We start from the raw sequence: 14,641 nt of genomic DNA, 5'->3' as shown, positions 1-14,641 counted from the left end.
TAAATTTCAACTGTATATTTAAGCAGTGGTCAATGTATGGTTTTAATCAAAAATACATTTACTCTTCGCCAAAAAACTCGATTATGTTATATAGCCATGTTGGAGTATGGATCTCATCACTTTCATAGACAACATTTCTATACTCGTCACAGAAGATATTTTTCTTACCTGGTTCATTAAAATAATTTCTAATAATCTGTTTTTGACTGGTTGTTATATCTAATATTCCTGCTGCAACATTTGAGGAAAGAGTTTCAACATCTTCAATGAATGAAAATCTTGTTTCTCCATTCATATAAAGACGATAGATCGTTTCGTGGAAAAATATTCCATCCAAAGCATCCTCAATTTCAGTTGGTGGAGATACCCTATTGTCAGTTGTTTTTAATAAATCAACATCTGTAAGGTCTTCACGAAGAAGTAATCGCCTAATTCTAATTTGTGGAATGCTATCTATAGATTCGAACTTATCATATGCTAAGTCAGTATCTAATAAACAGAACACTCTCCCTTTAATTGCTGGCCTTCTGTCTTTTAGAGCTAGAACCAAATATGAATAGATATCTTTTAGTGCAAATGAACCACCAACACTTAAAATTATTATGTTTTTTTCGTCTATTTCTTCGAAATCAAGATGGGCTTCAATATATTTTTTATCAGTTTTACCCTCACATAGTATCCAGTTATAATTATTGGATGAGGTTATTGAAGTTATTATAGACTGTACTAAATCATGATTGCTTTTTACTTCTAAAGTATCTAAATATGAACCACGAGACTCTTTTACAAGTACAGATAACTCCTCTCTGTAGTATTCAAGATTTATACACTTAATAAATGATTGGTTTGGCGATATATAAGTTGCACTACCACTCATAGCTGCGGGGAGAAAACCATACCAGTGTGTTGTACAAATTGTCTGTATACCGAGTTCGCTTATCTCTCTTATTTTCTCAAACTGCTTGAAGCAAGATGTTGCATGTAAGGAAAGTTCTGGTTCATCCACGGCGAGAACAGTTGATTGCTGAGTTTTTTTCGGATTCCCTTTCAAAAAACCCATGGATAAATCGAGTAAAGCTTTTCTTTTTTCACCAGAACTCAGATTGTGTACAGGAGTATCTCTGTTTATACTATCTATGTAATGTAAAATTTTGTCGCTAAAGTACGATTCTATAATTTTTGCAATCATGTGGCGCTGAGTAAAAGAGTTTTGCCGCTGTGTTGGCCTTTTGAAATGATATTTGCCATTAAGTTTTTTAGATAGCTGCTCAACAAATTCGTTTAGATATTGATTTATTTCAGAAATGTCCTTTTTCTTTATTATTTTACTGATCTTCTGTTGGAGATTTTCACCCAGTAGAGATTGTAACAGTTCACTCTCAATTTTTGAGTATTCTGATGTGGTTATTTCTGCTGGTAAGTAAATATAGTTATATGTCTCTCTTACAAACTCTAGCATTTTATATAAAGTGTTTTGGAAGAAATTTTTTCTTTGCGTAGAGTTGACTGCAGCTGAGTCAGGTATTAAATCATCGATTTGATTTTTATAATCATCTATGGATTCAAAAATAGACATAAATGGTAGAGGCGCTTCACCAGCAGATTTTTTTATAATTCCAATAGGAATAAGAAAATAATCATTAGTTCGATAGTGGGATTCAAGGAGGGTTCTGTGATTAATGATTTTTTCTGCTAAAACTCTTTGCGAAGAGTTAAAATCCTCGCTTTCGACCTGCCATGTTATATCGCTAATAACCTCTAATGTTTTAAATATTGAAGTATTACCTTTAACTCTTTCTTTACGGATAAGAAAAATAGGAACAATGAATGGCTCCCTTGTGTCAAACCCCTGACTGCGAGCATCATTATTAATATCAAGCCTATTGATATCGGCTTTGTTTAGCACGGTATCAATAGCTTGTAGTGCGGAACTCTTACCAACACCATTTTCACCGATCAACCATGAAGAGCTTCCATTTATTGTTAATGGAATATAATGTTGATTTCTGAAGTTTTTAAAATTTCTTAAGAGCACACCAACAATCATTTTTTTCATCCATTAAAAGGGAGTTGATTATTTGCAGGTCATGATTACCTTGGCAATAATACTAATATCATTAATGTTACATTCTATTTTACTTGATGTATATTCTAGCATTACGCGATTGTTAGGTAATCTTACTAATTTACGGATAGAATAAATCCCATCGATAGAAATTAGCCATAAACCATCATTTACTTCATTTGAATAATTTTTTACCAGATATGTTGCGTCAGCTGTCTCAATAGCTGAAATGCCCTCAAGATCTTTTGGCAATAATGTTAAGTCGAATAATAAATATCCATTATCAAGGAGTTTTCCTCCACTGAGTTTTTGTTTGGTAGAGCTCATAATTTGAGTTTTTGCATCTATCCACATCGGTCCTTCAGATGTCGATAGCCACCGAAGAGATACTCCAGTTTCTAATGCACATTGGATTATCCAGTCTGCAGGAAAGGTATCCCTCATATAGCGATTAGCCAACGTGCTTTTCGAAACACCTAGATGGTCAGCAAGGGCTTGTCGTGTTGTAAACCCATATGCCTCGACCAATCGCTCAATCGCAGCCTTGTCACCCTGATTGGGATTTATTTTGATCTCACTTGGGTACTTTGATGTTGACATATCTCTTATGCGATCCTGGTATCAATTTGGTTCCCACTTGGGGACTTGTCAAGATTACTACCGGCTCACCACAAGCCAATAGGAGATGTTGCATCATGACCCCCAATATTTCAATCACTCTAAACACACCGCACGTCACAATTGAACGCTATAGCGAGCTAACTGGTCTGCCTGTTGACACCATAAACGACATGCTTGCAGATGGTCGGTTGGAGTGTAAGTACACCCGATTTAGTTCCACGCACTTTTTGAGAGTTCCGGTTTTTCAGCCATCAGCCGGTACTCTTCCGGCGTCAGGTTGTTCAGGGATTCATGAGGTCGCTCGTTGTTATATTCCATCAGCCAGCGCTCTGTAATTTCCCGTGCTTCGTTCAGTGTTCTGAACAGGTAAAAATCCAGGATCTCTGTCCGGTATGTCCGGTTGAACCGTTCGATAAACGCATTCTGTGTTGGCTTACCCGGCTTGATAAATTCGAGCTGCACGCCATGTTCTTCGGCCCATTGTGCCAGCGCCAGTGAGACCAGTTCTGGCCCATTGTCCATCCTCATTTTTAGCGGATAGCCGCGGTTTATCACGATCCTGTCCAGCACCCGGACAACTCGCTGAGCCGGGATATTCAGGTCGATTTCTATCGCCAGCGCTTCACGGTTAAAATCATCCACCACATTGAAAGTCCGGAAGCGTCTGCCACAGACCAGCGCATCATGCATAAAGTCTATCGACCAGCTCTGGTTAAGTGCCTCAGGCGTCACCAGTGGCGCCGGGTTGCGTACCGGTAGCCGCTGTTTTCCCTTACGACGAAAATTCAGTTTCAGCAGGCAGTAAATCCGGTGAACGCGCTTGTGGTTCCAGGTATTGCCCTGCCTGCGCAGCAACTGGAACAGCTTCTTAAAACCGTAGCGCGGATAGCGTTCTGCCAGTTCAGTCAGCGCACAGATCACCGGTTCATCACGTCGGGTATCGGGCTGATAAAAATAGACCGTCCTGCTCAGCGATAACGTCCTGCAGGCCTGACTTAAACTCATGGCAAATTGCGCCGTCAGATAGCTGACGAGTTCACGCTTTATCGCTGGTTTTAAAGCTTTTTTTCGATGACGTCTTTCAGTGCCCGGCACTCAAGGCTGAGATCAGCAAACATCTGCTTAAGCCTCCGGTTCTCATCTTCCAGATCTTTGATTTTTTTAGTATCGGCCGCTTCCATCCCGCCATACTTTGCCTTCCAGTTGTAATAGCTGGCTTCCGAAATAGCGACTTCACGGCACACATCTTTGACGGTACGTCCGGCTTCGACGGACTTCAATACGGCGATGATCTGGTGTTCAGTGAATCGGATCTTACGCATAGCGATCTCCTCAGGGGACATAATCAGTATGTCGGAAGATCTCTAAAAGTGAATGGGCCGTTTTGCCGGGATACTTACAGACCATCACAACGTTAACGCACATGGTAAAGCCGGATAGCGGATTTACAACCAGCATCGAGCTGGAAGTGAAAATTGATGATTTAGTAATGGACTGAGGTTTTCAAAAGAGAACTTAAAGTTCACAAAATGAAATAATGTTGTATCATTATTGCGATTTCAGCAAAAATGGCGGGGACGTAAAATGATGATTTGCCCATTATGTGGAAGTGCAGCCCATACTCGCAGCAGTTTCCAGGTCTCTTCAATGACCAAAGAACGTTACAACCAGTGCCAGAATATCAACTGCAGCCATACGTTCGTAACGCATGAGACTTTTGTTCGCTCAATTTCTACACCTAAAGAGGCCCATCCTGTGCAGCCTCACCCCACAAATTCAGGCCAGGCTGCGCTGGCTCTTTGAGGCTGTCGCCACTTTGTCGCCATGACTTAAAAAGAAGGTTTGTAACTCAATGATTTTAAAGGCCGTAAAATTCAGGCAACAAAAAACCCATCAACCTTGAACCTAAATGGCGGGGTTGATGGGCTCCACAAAATGGGGACATCAAAGAAAAGCAGTGGCACTACTTATGACTGATGCCAGCAAAAAAAGTTCTGCGTATACGCGTTTTTTTTCTGAAAAGTTTACTGTAGCCCCGGCCAGATGATGACAATCAGCGTACCCGCCAGGGTTAACAACACGTTAGCGATGGCGTAGGTCCCCGCGTATCCCAGCGCCGGAATATTGCTGCGCGCGGTATCGCTGATGATTTCCATCGCCGGCGCGCAGGTGCGGGCGCCCATCATGGCGCCGAAGAGCATCGCGCGGTTCATGCGCAGGACGTACGCGCCGAACAGGAAACAGATAACCACCGGCACCAGGCTGACGATAAGGCCTGCCGCCAGCATCTGACCGCCGACGGCGCCGAGGCCGTTATTAATGCCGGCGCCGGCGCTGAGCCCCACGCCGGCCATAAATACCATCAGGCCGAACTCTTTCACCATATTCAGCGCCCCCTGCGGGATATAGCCGAACGTCGGATGGTTGGCGCGCAGGAAGCCGAGCATGATGCCGGCAAATAGCAGACCGGCGGCGTTACCGATGCCGAAGCTGAACGAGCTGAACTGGAAGGTGATCATGCCGATCATCAGGCCAACGATAAAGAAGGCGCAGAAGGCGAGCAGATCGGTTACCTGGCTGTGGATGGAGATAAAGCCGATCCGATCCGCGACGGTTTTGACGCGACGCGCGTCGCCGCTAACCTGCAGCACATCGCCTTTGTTGAGCACGACGTTGTCGTCGATCGGCATTTCGATCTGGCTGCGGATAACGCGGTTTAAGAAGCAACCGTGATCGGTAAGCTTTAGCTGCGCCAGGCGGCGGCCGACGGCGTTGTGGTTTTTGACCACGATCTCTTCGGTGACGATGCGCATATCGAGCAGATCGCGGTCGAAGACTTCTTTGCCGTTACGGAAGCTTGGGTCGAGGCGGGCGTGGGCATCCGGATAGCCCACCAGCGCGATATCGTCGCCCATCTGCAGCACCGCATCGCCGTCCGGATTCGCCAGAATGCCGTTGCGGCGGATGCGTTCAATGTAGCAGCCGGTCTGGCGGTAAATGCCTAGCTCGCGCAGGTTTTTGCCATCAGCCCATGCCACCAGCTCCGGGCCGACGCGGTAGGCGCGGATCACCGGCAGGTACACCTTACGCCGGGAGTCGGTATCGAGGCCGCGCTCGCGGGCGATTTGCTGGGCGCTGGTCTGCAAATCCTGATGCTGCAGCTTCGGCATATAACGGGCACCGACGATCAGGCTGACCAGGCCAACCAGATAGGTCAGGGCATAGCCGAGACTCAGATGATCGAGCGAAAGGGCTAACTGGTCGCTGGGCAGACCGAAGTGGCGTAGCGTATCTCCGGCGCCAACCAGCACGGGGGTAGAGGTCATGGCGCCGGCGAGCATCCCTGCCGTCAGGCCGATATCCCAGCCGAATAGCTTACCCAGCCCCATGGCGATCAGCATCGCGCTGCCGACCATCACCAGCGCGAGCATCAGGTAATTTTTCCCATCGCGAAAAAAAATAGAAAAAAAGTTAGGTCCCGCCTCCACGCCGACGCAGAAAATAAACAACATAAAGCCGAGATTGAGGGCGTCAGTGTTAATACTGAAATGCTGCTGCCCTAATAATAGGGAAACGACTAAAACGCCAATGGAATTACCAAGTTGTACCGACCCGAGACGCAGTTTCCCGAGGCAGAGTCCTAATGCTAGTACAACGAACAATAACAGGATGTAATTCCCGTTTAACAAATCTGCGACGTTTATATTCACGAAAGCCAACTTCTCATTTACTAGTAAGTTGTTGAAGGAAATGGTTATTTGGTCTAAGGTTGGTCCAGTGTTCGCGTTGTCCCGAACGCTATTCTGGCATCCCGTTATAACCAGCAAAATATAGTCGACAGTTTAATCCTTCCTGGAGGCTGCGGCTAGTAACAATCGTTTTTACATTGACGGGATCTTTTATTGGCATGGATTGCCAGAATCTTTATCTGACTGGGCGAAGTGGAAGTTGGTTAGAGGCAAAATCAGGAGGATGTCGTGAAATCTGAGCGTGCTTGGGCCGGTATTATCTGTGGGTTCTTTCTATTTATTGTGGTTTGTTTGTCACTACTGTTACATATGAAAGGCGCCTTTCGGGCTACCGGTAACCCTGAGCTCGGGCTGCTGTTCTTTTTGCTACCCGGTGCGGCGGCAAGCTGCCTTTCTCCCGGACAGCGGGTCATTCGTCCGCTTATCGGCGCGATGCTGGCTGCGCCCGTCTGTCTGGTGGTCATGCGGCTTTTCTTTGTGACCCAGCGTTCTTTCTGGCAGGAACTGGCGTGGTTATTTAGCGCGGTATTCTGGTGCGCGCTGGGCGCGCTGTGCTTTTTGTTCATTTGCGCCTGGCTTGATACCAGACGCAAACACTCGTCAGAGGAGTGAGCTGTCTCAGGCGAACAGGCCGAGATTCTCTTTCGCCCAGGCTTCAAAGTCAGTGCAGCCGCCAATGTGCTTCTGATCGACAAAAATCTGCGGTACGGTTTCTACCGGTTTACCCACGGTTTTTTCCAGATCGGCTTTGCTGATACCTTCTGCGTGAATATCAATGTAGCGATAGTTAAAATCATCGCGCTCATTGCTCAGTTTTTCCGCCAGCTCTTTGGCGCGAACGCAATAGGGGCAGCCTGGACGACCAAAAATTACCGTAAACATAGTCTCTCTCCTTAAACCTCAGCCGGATGGCGAATGGCGGGTATCATGCCGCGTTATGTCGACGAGGGAAAGAAGGTTCTGCCTTTTGCTTCGATGGCTTAAGGCTATGTTTGTTAAATACTCTGCTGATGAAACCGCTATACTGGCCTGATACGCGACCCGTTTTTGCCCGGGAGCGTGCATGATTTGGACCGGAGGAGCGTTATGCGATCGCCCGCTGCATTACCCACAAGCATTCTGGTAGTTGAGATTATCGGCATGGTGCTGTTGACCCTGGCCTGGCTCTCGCTCAACCAGTACGTCAGCCTGCCCGCGCCGTTTTCCAGCCCGACGGCGGCGCTGCTGATGATCTTCGCGGGGATCCTGCTGATGCTCCCGGCCGCCGTGGCGTTAATCTGGCGCGTGGCGCAAGTCATTGCCCCGCAGTTGACGCACACGAAAACCCCACCTTCCTCATTGCCTGACAGAGAAAAACGAGATGACGCCGACCATTGAGCTGCTGCGTAGCCACCGTTCTATTCGCCATTTTACCGACGCGCCGATAAGCGACGAACAGCGCGCTGCGATTATTGCCAGCGCGCAGGGCGCTTCCAGCTCCAGTTTTTTACAATGTTCCTCAATTATTCGCGTTACCGACCCGGAAATACGTCAACAGCTGGTCCCGCTGAGCGGCGGCCAGCAGCACGTGGCGCAGGCCGCGGAGTTTTGGGTATTCTGCGCTGATTTTAACCGCAATCTGCAAATCTGCCCGGACGCTCAACTGGGCCTCGCCGAGCAACTGCTGCTGGGCTGCGTCGATACCGCTCTTCTGGCGCAGAATGCGCTGGTGGCGGCGGAATCCCTTGGGCTGGGCGGTGTCTATATCGGCGGCCTGCGCAACAATATCGATGCGGTGACCGAACTGCTTAAGCTCCCGCAGCACGTACTGCCACTGTTTGGCCTGTGCCTTGGCTGGCCGGATGATAATCCGGAAGTGAAACCGCGCATGCCGTCGGCGATGCTGGTGCATGAAAATCACTATCAGCCGCTGGATGAGACGGTCCTTACGGAATATGACGAGCAGATAGCGCAGTATTATCTCTCGCGCGGCAGCAACACGCGTCGCGATACCTGGAGCGATCATATCCGCAGGACTATCGTTAAAGAGAGCCGTCCATTTATTCTGGAATATCTGCATAAGCAGGGATGGGCTACGCGCTGATTGCGTGTAAACTGCCCCCGGTCTGACGTAAGGAAATTCCGCAGGTCAGCGCTCATTGACTACCAAAGGCCCGCCGGAGCGGGTCTTTTCGCAGAGGTGCAGGGTGAAAATTGCCATATTATCCCGGGATGGAACGCTTTATTCATGTCGACGCCTGCGTGAAGCCGCGCAAAAACGCGGACATCAGGTGGAAATCCTCGATCCGCTTTCCTGCTATATGAACGTCAGTCCGGTGGCCTCATCGATTCACTACAAAGGCCGCCAGCTCCCGCATTTTGACGCCGTCATCCCGCGCATCGGCACGGCGATTACCTACTACGGCACCGCGGCGCTGCGTCAGTTTGAACTGCTGGGCAGCTATCCGCTCAATGAGTCCGTCGCTATCACCCGCGCCCGCGATAAGCTTCGTTCGCTCCAGCTACTGGCGCGTCAGGGAATCGACCTGCCGCTCACCGGGATTGCCCATTCGCCAGACGATACCAGCGACCTGATCGCGATGGTTGGCGGCGCGCCGCTGGTGGTAAAGCTGGTGGAGGGCACTCAGGGGATCGGCGTCGTACTGGCCGAAACGCGGCAGGCGGCAGAGAGCGTCATTGATGCTTTTCGCGGTCTGAATGCGCATATTCTGGTGCAGGAGTATATCGCCGAGGCGAAAGGCCGGGACGTGCGCTGCCTCGTGGTGGGCAATGAGGTCGTGGCGGCGATTGAGCGGCGGGCGAAGGAGGGAGATTTTCGCTCTAACCTGCATCGCGGCGGCGTAGCGTCGGTGGCGTTTATCAGCGAGCAGGAGCGTGAAATGGCCATCAAGGCCGCGCAGACGCTCGGGCTGGACGTCGCTGGCGTTGATATTCTGCGCGCCGCGCGCGGTCCTCTGGTGATGGAGGTCAATGCTTCTCCTGGCCTGGAAGGGATTGAAACCACTACCGGCGTCGATATCGCTAGCAAAATGATCGCCTGGATCGAACGGCAAGCCACGCCCGGATTTTGTCTGAAAATGGGCGGATAATTCCCTTTCACGACACCGTCATGGAACAGGACGCTTTTTTTGCGTAAGCTATGGCGTCGCATTTTTCACAGTAAGAGGTCACAGGTCATATGGATTCACTGGTCGTTCCGGGTCTTGATACATTACGTCAATGGCTCGACGAATTGGGCATCAGCTTTTTTGAGTGTGATTCCTGCCAGGCACTGCACCTGCCGCATATGCAAAATTTCGAAGGCATTTTTGATGCCAAACTTGACCTGGTGGATAACGTGGTGCTTTTCTCTGCGCTGGCTGAGGTGAAACCCTCCGCGCTATTGCCGCTATCCGCCGATCTTTCTGCGATTAACGCCAGTTCGTTGACGGTCAAAGCTTTCCTCGATATTCAGGACGATAATCTGCCGAAACTGGTGGTGTGTCAGGCGTTGACCGTCGGCGTCGGCGTGACCCTCGACCAGTTCGCGTGGTTTTTCCGCCAGAGCGAAGAACAGATTTCTATGGTTATCCTTGAGGCCAGCGCCAATCAGGTGCTGTATAAGTCCGAGGAAGAAGAGCCGGCGGCTGAGAATATTCAGTACCATTTTCTTCACTAAGCCTGTCGAAAAATAGCGCAGCCACTGCCATGGCGGCTGCGTATTACGTGCTTTTATTCTGCTATTAACCTTCCTGCAAAGAATTTTTCACCGCCATTCTGCCGCTTTCGGCTTATCACATAGACCCTTATTGCATAAAAAATTGATAAAAGCCGTTTTTTTACCTGGGCTATAGCCTCTTATTCTGGCTACAGTTATTCTGACGCTGCTTCCAGTTGCGGGCAACCATTCCGGGAGAGGTCCTCTCTCCTTTTCTTAGGCAATGAAAAAATATGCATGATTATTGCATGCGAACAAGTGCGTATATTCAGCCCGCTTGTTAACGGGCATTGAGAAGGAATAAGAGATATGACCGCCTTTGGTAAAAAATGGTTAACAGGTCTGGTTACGGGTGCGCTGATGGCCGTTTCTGCCGGTTCGCTCGCAGCCGAACAAAAAACCCTGCATGTTTATAACTGGTCTGATTATATTGCGCCGGATACGGTGGCGAATTTTGAAAAAGAGACCGGCATTAAAGTGGTGTATGACGTCTTTGACTCCAACGAAGTGCTGGAAGGTAAGCTCATGGCGGGCAGCACCGGTTTTGATCTTGTGGTGCCGTCGGCGAGCTTCCTTGAGCGCCAGCTGGCGGCAGGGGTTTTCCAGCCGCTGGATAAGAGCAAACTTCCCAACTGGAAAAATCTCGATCCGGAAGTGCTGAAGCTGGTAGCGAAGCACGACCCGGACAATAAATACGCGGTCCCGTACCTGTGGGCGACCACCGGTATTGGCTATAACATCGATAAAGTGAAAGCGGTGCTGGGCAAAGATGCGCCGCTGGACAGCTGGGATCTGGTGATGAAGCCGGAAAACCTGGAGAAACTGAAAAGCTGCGGCGTCTCTTTCCTGGATGCTCCGGAAGAGATTTTCGCTACCGTGCTGAACTACCTCGGCAAAGATCCTAACAGCAGCAAAGCCGACGATTACACCGGCCCGGCCACCGACCTGCTGCTGAAGCTGCGGCCGAATATTCGCTATTTCCACTCCTCACAGTACATCAATGACCTGGCGAATGGCGATATCTGCGTCGCTATCGGCTGGGCGGGCGACGTATGGCAGGCGGCTAACCGGGCGAAAGAAGCGAAGAATGGCGTTAATGTTTCCTACTTTATTCCGAAAGAGGGGGCGCTGGCGTTCTTTGACGTCTTCGCGATGCCAGCCGATGCGAAAAACAAAGATGAGGCTTATCAGTTCCTCAACTATCTGATGCGCCCGGATGTTATCGCCCACATCAGCGATCATGTCTATTACGCTAACGGCAATAAAGCCTCTCTCCCGCTGGTCAGCGAAGAGATCCGCAATAACCCGGCTATTTACCCGCCGGCTGACGTCTTCGCCAAGCTGTTCACGCTGAAAGTCCAGGATCCGAAAATCGACCGCGTGCGTACTCGCGCATGGACGAAGGTGAAAAGCGGTAAGTAATTCTCCGTGAGTTGTAGGCCGACGATGCCTCGCGCTGTCGGCAACAGGCGCACCGCGATGGTGCGCCTGCACCATGATTTGATTTCTGCCGGAGAACACCCCGTGAATGATGTGATTCCTCGCCCGCAGGCGAAAACTCCTAAAGCGCTGACCCCGCTGCTGGAAATCCGTAATTTAACCAAATCGTTTGACGGTCAGCACGCCGTCGACGACGTCAATCTTACTATTTATAAAGGCGAAATTTTCGCTCTGCTGGGCGCATCCGGCTGCGGCAAGTCAACCCTGCTGCGCATGCTGGCAGGTTTTGAACAGCCTACCGCCGGACAGATTGTCCTGGATGGCGTCGATCTGGCGCGGGTGCCGCCGTATCAGCGGCCGATTAATATGATGTTCCAGTCCTACGCGCTGTTTCCCCATATGACGGTTGAGCAGAATATCGCCTTTGGCCTCAAGCAGGATAAATTGCCCAAGGCCGAAATCACCAGCCGGGTGCAGGAGATGCTGGCGCTGGTGCATATGCAGGAGTTTGCAAAACGTAAACCGCATCAGCTCTCCGGCGGCCAGCGTCAGCGCGTGGCCCTGGCCCGCAGTCTGGCGAAAAGACCGAAACTGCTGCTGCTTGATGAGCCGATGGGGGCGCTGGATAAAAAGCTGCGCGATCGGATGCAGCTGGAAGTCGTCGATATTCTTGAGCGCGTCGGCGTCACCTGCGTGATGGTGACCCACGATCAGGAAGAAGCGATGACCATGGCGGGGCGCATCGCCATTATGAACCGCGGCAAGTTCGTGCAAATCGGCGAGCCGGAGGAAATCTACGAACACCCGACCACCCGCTACAGCGCGGAGTTTATCGGCTCGGTCAACGTCTTTGAAGGGCTGGTGAAAGAGCGGCAGGAAGATGGCCTGGTGCTGGACTCCCCGGGCCTGACCCATCCGCTGAAGGTCGATCCCGATGCCTCCGTCGTTGATAACGTCCCGGTGTGGGTGGCCCTGCGCCCGGAAAAAATCATGCTCTGCGAGGACCCGCCCGCGGATGGCTATAACTTCGCGGTGGGCGAGGTTATCTATATAGCCTATCTCGGCGACCTGTCTATCTACCATGTGCGCCTGAAAAGCGGGCAGATGCTGAGCGCTCAGCTGCAGAACGAACATCGTTACCGTAAAGGGGCGCCAACCTGGGGTGATGAGGTGCGTTTATGCTGGGATGCCGATAGCTGCGTCGTGTTGACGGTGTAAGGAGAGGGCGATGAGTACATTTGAACCCCCGTCAGGCGTAAAAAAACCGGGCGGTTTTGCGCTATGGCTGGCGCGACTGCAGATGGCCCACGGGCGCAAGCTGGTTATTGCGCTGCCCTACGTGTGGCTGATCCTGCTGTTCCTTCTGCCGTTCCTGATTGTTTTTAAAATCAGCTTGGCGGAGATGGCGCGGGCGATCCCGCCGTACACCGACCTGCTGGAGTGGGCCGACGGTCAGCTCACGTTGACGCTGAATCTCGGGAATTTCCTGCAGCTCACCGACGATCCGCTCTATTTTGAAGCCTATCTGCAGTCGCTTCAGGTGGCGGCGATCTCGACGTTCTGCTGCCTGCTGTTGGGGTATCCGCTGGCGTGGGCGGTGGCGCACAGTAAGCCATCGACGCGAAATATCCTGCTGCTGCTGGTGATACTGCCGTCATGGACCTCGTTCCTGATCCGCGTCTATGCCTGGATGGGGCTGCTGAAAAGCAACGGCGTGCTCAATAACTTCCTGCTGTGGCTGGGGGTCATCGACCAGCCGCTGGAGATCCTGCACACCAATCTGGCGGTCTATATCGGTATTGTCTACGCCTATCTGCCGTTTATGGTGCTGCCGATCTATACCGCTCTCACGCGTATCGATTACTCGCTGGTTGAGGCATCGTTGGATTTGGGCGCCCGACCGCTGAAGACTTTCTTCCAGGTCATCGTTCCGCTCACCAAAGGCGGGATTATTGCCGGGTCGATGCTGGTGTTTATTCCGGCGGTCGGGGAATTCGTTATCCCGGAACTGCTGGGCGGCCCGGACAGCATTATGATTGGCCGCGTGCTGTGGCAGGAGTTCTTCAATAACCGCGACTGGCCGGTCGCCTCGGCGGTGGCGATCGTGATGCTGTTGCTGCTGATCGTGCCGATAATGTGGTTCCACAAGCATCAGCAAAAACAGGTGGGGGAACACGGATGAATAATTTGCCGGTAGTCCGTTCGCCGTGGCGAATTTTAATACTGCTGCTCGGCTTTACCTTCTTGTATGCGCCGATGCTGATGCTGGTGATTTACTCGTTCAACAGCTCAAAGCTGGTGACGGTATGGGCCGGGTGGTCGACACGCTGGTATCGCGAGCTGTTTCATGACGATGCGATGATGAGCGCGGTAGGCTTAAGTCTGACCATTGCCGCCTGCGCCGCGACGGCGGCGGTGATCCTCGGTACCATTGCCGCGGTAGTGATGGTGCGTTTTGGCCGCTTCCGCGGTTCAAACGGCTTTGCTTTTATGATCACCGCGCCGCTGGTGATGCCCGATGTGATTACCGGCCTGTCGCTGCTGCTGCTGTTTGTGGCGCTGGGGCATTCCATTGGCTGGCCGTCGGATCGCGGCATGCTGACCATCTGGCTGGCGCACGTCACCTTCTGTACCGCGTACGTCGCGGTGGTCATTTCATCGCGCCTGCGTGAGCTTGACCACTCTATTGAGGAGGCGGCGATGGATCTGGGCGCCGCGCCGCTGAAGGTCTTTTTCGTCATTACGCTGCCGATGATTATGCCGGCGGTGGTCTCCGGCTGGCTGCTGGCCTTTACGCTGTCGCTCGACGACCTTGTCATAGCCAGCTTTGTTTCCGGACCAGGGGCGACGACGCTGCCGATGCTGGTCTTCTCCAGCGTGCGCATGGGGGTCAACCCGGAGATTAACGCCCTGGCGACGTTAATTCTCGGCGTGGTCGGGATTGTTGGTTTTATCGCCTGGTATTTGATGGCCCGCGCGGAAAAGCAGCGGGTGCGCGATATCCAGCGTGCAAGAAGCGGCTGAACCACCTAAAATCTGCAATAGAGTTAACATCGGCGCCGCACTTGA

15 protein-coding genes and 2 pseudogenes are annotated in these 14,641 nt (G+C 51.1%); 12 read left to right on the top strand and 5 right to left on the bottom strand.

Annotation, left to right across the window (positions count from 1 at the left end; all coding sequences use genetic code 11):
* Positions 1–58 precede the first annotated feature (58 nt).
* Positions 59–2,047, bottom strand: a complete 1,989-nt coding sequence (locus tag K7H21_RS18510; protein ID WP_157261932.1) for an AAA family ATPase — start codon at positions 2,045–2,047, stop codon at positions 59–61.
* Between the two features lie 27 nt (positions 2,048–2,074).
* Positions 2,075–2,665 (bottom strand): phage repressor protein CI, encoded by a 591-nt coding sequence (locus K7H21_RS18505; RefSeq protein WP_142481116.1) that lies wholly within the window; start codon positions 2,663–2,665, stop codon positions 2,075–2,077.
* 95 nt (positions 2,666–2,760) lie between these two features.
* Here K7H21_RS18505 and K7H21_RS18500 point away from each other — a divergent pair.
* Positions 2,761–2,877, top strand: a pseudogene (locus K7H21_RS18500) (regulator); the annotation flags it as partial.
* A gap of 19 nt (positions 2,878–2,896) precedes the next feature.
* On the opposite strand, the gene K7H21_RS18495 reads toward K7H21_RS18500, so the two are convergent.
* A protein-coding gene (locus tag K7H21_RS18495) for an IS3 family transposase (RefSeq protein ID WP_142481115.1) occupies positions 2,897–4,008 on the bottom strand; the annotation gives its coding sequence in 2 pieces (ribosomal slippage) (positions 2,897–3,747 and positions 3,747–4,008; 1,113 coding nt in all).
* A gap of 80 nt (positions 4,009–4,088) precedes the next feature.
* Here K7H21_RS18495 and K7H21_RS29050 point away from each other — a divergent pair.
* Both K7H21_RS29050 and K7H21_RS18490 read left to right on the top strand, forming a co-directional pair.
* A pseudogene (locus K7H21_RS29050) lies at positions 4,089–4,184 on the top strand (hypothetical protein); the annotation flags it as partial.
* 86 nt (positions 4,185–4,270) lie between these two features.
* Positions 4,271–4,489, top strand: a complete 219-nt coding sequence (locus K7H21_RS18490; protein ID WP_004223962.1) for an ogr/Delta-like zinc finger family protein — start codon at positions 4,271–4,273, stop codon at positions 4,487–4,489.
* Positions 4,490–4,710: 221 nt separating this feature from the next.
* On the opposite strand, the gene K7H21_RS18485 is transcribed toward K7H21_RS18490, so the two are convergent.
* Positions 4,711–6,396 (bottom strand): aspartate:alanine antiporter, encoded by a 1,686-nt coding sequence (locus K7H21_RS18485; RefSeq protein WP_004134610.1) that lies wholly within the window; start codon positions 6,394–6,396, stop codon positions 4,711–4,713.
* 267 nt (positions 6,397–6,663) lie between these two features.
* Here K7H21_RS18485 and ybjM point away from each other — a divergent pair, with 267 nt between their 5' ends.
* The gene (gene ybjM / locus K7H21_RS18480) at positions 6,664–7,047 is read left to right on the top strand and encodes an inner membrane protein YbjM (RefSeq protein ID WP_004130832.1); all 384 of its coding nucleotides are present in this window, start codon (positions 6,664–6,666) and stop codon (positions 7,045–7,047) included.
* A gap of 6 nt (positions 7,048–7,053) precedes the next feature.
* On the opposite strand, the gene K7H21_RS18475 is transcribed toward ybjM, so the two are convergent.
* Positions 7,054–7,317, bottom strand: a complete 264-nt coding sequence (locus tag K7H21_RS18475; protein ID WP_004100567.1) for a GrxA family glutaredoxin — start codon at positions 7,315–7,317, stop codon at positions 7,054–7,056.
* Positions 7,318–7,521: 204 nt separating this feature from the next.
* On the opposite strand from K7H21_RS18475, the gene K7H21_RS18470 reads away from it, so the two are divergent.
* The 8 genes from K7H21_RS18470 (at position 7,522) to potI (ending at position 14,596) form a co-directional block, all read left to right on the top strand.
* Entirely contained in the window at positions 7,522–7,812 is a 291-nt protein-coding gene (locus K7H21_RS18470) for a YbjC family protein (protein WP_004130834.1), read from the top strand.
* On the top strand, positions 7,796–8,518 hold the full coding sequence (gene nfsA, locus K7H21_RS18465) for a nitroreductase NfsA (protein ID WP_223035279.1): 723 nt from the start codon (positions 7,796–7,798) through the stop codon (positions 8,516–8,518). Before K7H21_RS18470 ends, nfsA begins: the two co-directional genes overlap by 17 nt.
* A gap of 103 nt (positions 8,519–8,621) precedes the next feature.
* The gene (rimK, locus tag K7H21_RS18460) at positions 8,622–9,524 is read left to right on the top strand and encodes a 30S ribosomal protein S6--L-glutamate ligase (RefSeq protein ID WP_004130837.1); all 903 of its coding nucleotides are present in this window, start codon (positions 8,622–8,624) and stop codon (positions 9,522–9,524) included.
* Positions 9,525–9,613: 89 nt separating this feature from the next.
* Entirely contained in the window at positions 9,614–10,093 is a 480-nt protein-coding gene (locus K7H21_RS18455; RefSeq protein ID WP_004130838.1) for a type III secretion system chaperone family protein, read from the top strand.
* Positions 10,094–10,441: 348 nt separating this feature from the next.
* Complete coding sequence (gene potF / locus K7H21_RS18450; protein ID WP_004130840.1) at positions 10,442–11,554, top strand: spermidine/putrescine ABC transporter substrate-binding protein PotF; 1,113 nt, start codon at positions 10,442–10,444, stop codon at positions 11,552–11,554.
* A 102-nt stretch (positions 11,555–11,656) separates the two neighbouring features.
* A complete protein-coding gene (gene potG, locus K7H21_RS18445; RefSeq protein WP_004134592.1) occupies positions 11,657–12,790 on the top strand; it encodes a putrescine ABC transporter ATP-binding subunit PotG in 1,134 nt (377 codons plus the stop codon).
* Positions 12,791–12,800: 10 nt separating this feature from the next.
* The gene (gene potH, locus K7H21_RS18440) at positions 12,801–13,754 is read left to right on the top strand and encodes a putrescine ABC transporter permease PotH (RefSeq protein WP_223035278.1); all 954 of its coding nucleotides are present in this window, start codon (positions 12,801–12,803) and stop codon (positions 13,752–13,754) included.
* Positions 13,751–14,596, top strand: coding sequence for a putrescine ABC transporter permease PotI (gene potI, locus K7H21_RS18435; RefSeq protein WP_004130847.1), 846 nt, complete (start codon positions 13,751–13,753; stop codon positions 14,594–14,596). The genes potH and potI overlap by 4 nt, the downstream gene beginning before the upstream one ends.
* The last annotated feature ends 45 nt before the right edge of the window (positions 14,597–14,641 follow it).

It is taken from the genome of Klebsiella sp. CTHL.F3a, assembly GCF_019890895.1.
GTDB classification, from domain to species: Bacteria; Pseudomonadota; Gammaproteobacteria; order Enterobacterales; family Enterobacteriaceae; genus Klebsiella; species Klebsiella grimontii.
This window is presented reverse-complemented; position numbering and strand designations above follow the sequence as displayed.

What these genes read in the sequence shown, in the direction of transcription:
- K7H21_RS18490 (WP_004223962.1), top strand. Translation starts at nt 4,271, where the DNA reads ATGATGATTTGCCCATTATGTGGAAGTGCAGCCCATACTCGCAGCAGT.
- K7H21_RS18455 (WP_004130838.1), top strand. Translation starts at nt 9,614, where the DNA reads ATGGATTCACTGGTCGTTCCGGGTCTTGATACATTACGTCAATGGCTC.
- potF (WP_004130840.1), top strand. Translation starts at nt 10,442, where the DNA reads ATGACCGCCTTTGGTAAAAAATGGTTAACAGGTCTGGTTACGGGTGCG.
- nfsA (WP_223035279.1), top strand. Translation starts at nt 7,796, where the DNA reads ATGACGCCGACCATTGAGCTGCTGCGTAGCCACCGTTCTATTCGCCAT.
- potI (WP_004130847.1), top strand. Translation starts at nt 13,751, where the DNA reads ATGAATAATTTGCCGGTAGTCCGTTCGCCGTGGCGAATTTTAATACTG.
- potH (WP_223035278.1), top strand. Translation starts at nt 12,801, where the DNA reads ATGAGTACATTTGAACCCCCGTCAGGCGTAAAAAAACCGGGCGGTTTT.
- K7H21_RS18505 (WP_142481116.1), bottom strand. Translation starts at nt 2,665, where the DNA reads ATGTCAACATCAAAGTACCCAAGTGAGATCAAAATAAATCCCAATCAG.
- K7H21_RS18475 (WP_004100567.1), bottom strand. Translation starts at nt 7,317, where the DNA reads ATGTTTACGGTAATTTTTGGTCGTCCAGGCTGCCCCTATTGCGTTCGC.
- K7H21_RS18470 (WP_004130834.1), top strand. Translation starts at nt 7,522, where the DNA reads ATGCGATCGCCCGCTGCATTACCCACAAGCATTCTGGTAGTTGAGATT.
- K7H21_RS18510 (WP_157261932.1), bottom strand. Translation starts at nt 2,047, where the DNA reads ATGATTGTTGGTGTGCTCTTAAGAAATTTTAAAAACTTCAGAAATCAA.